Consider the following 1,720-nt stretch of genomic DNA (forward strand, 5'->3'; position numbering starts at 1 on the left):
TCCAAGTCGGACAATAGAGAAAGCTCTCCTTCCTCCGTTTTCCCGTTACTGTTTTCGTCATGCCAGATTCTTAGCTCGCCCCACAATTCATCATATTGATTAATGATATTATTATTGTCGCTGTCCAAATCTTTCAAAGCTTCTACGCCGTTTTCTGCGCGCTTGCCGTCAGACATAACTGTTGCCTCACCAAACATCTCCGTTCCGTCGTTTACCATGCCGTCTCCATTTTTATCCCAAACCAAAAAACCGCTGCCTTTTTTGAGCCAAGCCGTCTGTTCGGCCATCCCGTCGCCATCCATATCAAAACTCACTCCATCCTCCACCGAAGTCGTGAGCAACTCTTCTCCATACAGCTCGATAGCAAGAGGAGTATGGTAATTTTTGGCAATTTGGTCAAAATTCTGCTGAAGATTATCCACTCCGCCCTGCAAATCAAGTGAAATATTGGCTTTGTTCAGTAAATCCTGCAAAGCTTTCAAAGCTTCGTTTTCATTATGAATTTCTTTGCCTTTTCCTGATGCCTGTTCGGATTTTTGCTGTTCGACCAAAGTAGCCAAGCGGTTCACTGCATTGGAATGAAGCCTACTGGCTGAAGTAATCAGTGCCGCATACGCACTTTTTGAGTAATTTACTAAATTATCGTTGAAGCTGACACTCTTGCCCGCGCCACCGATACCGAATTCAATCGCCCCCTGCTTTCCGCCTGAAGAATAATATAACGCTGTTCTTGCAGCCGTCGTTACCGTACCGTCTGCCAAACGGCTGTTGGCAGGTACAAATACCACCATCAGCGTAGGATTTCCACGCGCCATCATCGGCATCAGACTAAGCGGCATATTTGGATCGGTTTTCTGAAAGCGAACCCGCTCGTCACCTACGCCAAACAGTCTGTTGGGATGGTCAGGCGCTGCTTCATCCATTCCTGATTGCAGAATTTTTTGCTTTTCGGCCGGAGTTTTACCGTTTAGCAGGTTTGGATTGGTTTCCTTAAGGAATACAGATTTCGCCCATGTCCAATAAGTATGGTCGGGCTGTCCGCTGGGGTTTTGGGTTTTCATTTTGTGGGCAAAATAATCAACAGCCTGTTGTTGGTTCATCGCCTTGATTGCTGCCGTATCCGATCCGTATTTGGTTTCTTTGGGATTGTTCCGCAAATCAAACTGAAAACGGTTGTATTCGGCTTTTCCTTCTTCATACAAAAAACGGCGGGCATACTCATTTGCAGTAAGGTTTTTTGTTGGATTTCTCTCATCAGCAAGATCTAGTCTATAAAGAGTATCAGAAATACCATGCTCGATTTCATGGGCATAATCAGAAGCCGTAAGATAATCTTTTCCAAATACCATCTCACGGTATTCAATGTCTCCTCTTAATTTTCTCGTTGTATAAGTGGCTGGAACATGATGATCGACACGAATACTTGATAGCCCCCATTTATTGATAAAAATATGAGTCTTTTGCATAATAACATTATCCCGCATGATGCTATCAATCTCCTTTTTAGGCATGCCCATGCGAATAAAATGCTGCCGAATTTGTGCATTTTGAACTGTTGCCATAATAATTCTCCTATTAATTGTTTGAGTAAATTTTTAATTTTAATTGGTGATAAAATAATCTTTTTTATATAAATAATTTTTTTTATATTGAATATAAGATATTTCCTTGCTACATCTAATATTTTCTTGGTTATCATGCATAAAGTATAGAGATACAG

Annotated in this window: 1 protein-coding gene; it reads right to left on the reverse strand. The window is 41.7% G+C overall.

Annotated features, from left to right (window positions below; all coding sequences use genetic code 11):
* The coding region (locus ACTHUM_RS13200) for a hypothetical protein (RefSeq protein ID WP_440403080.1) at positions 1-1,562 on the reverse strand (1,562 nt) is incomplete at its 3' end.
* Between the last annotated feature and the right edge of the window lie 158 nt (positions 1,563-1,720).

It is taken from the genome of Neisseria sp. P0021.S006 (genome assembly GCF_051956895.1).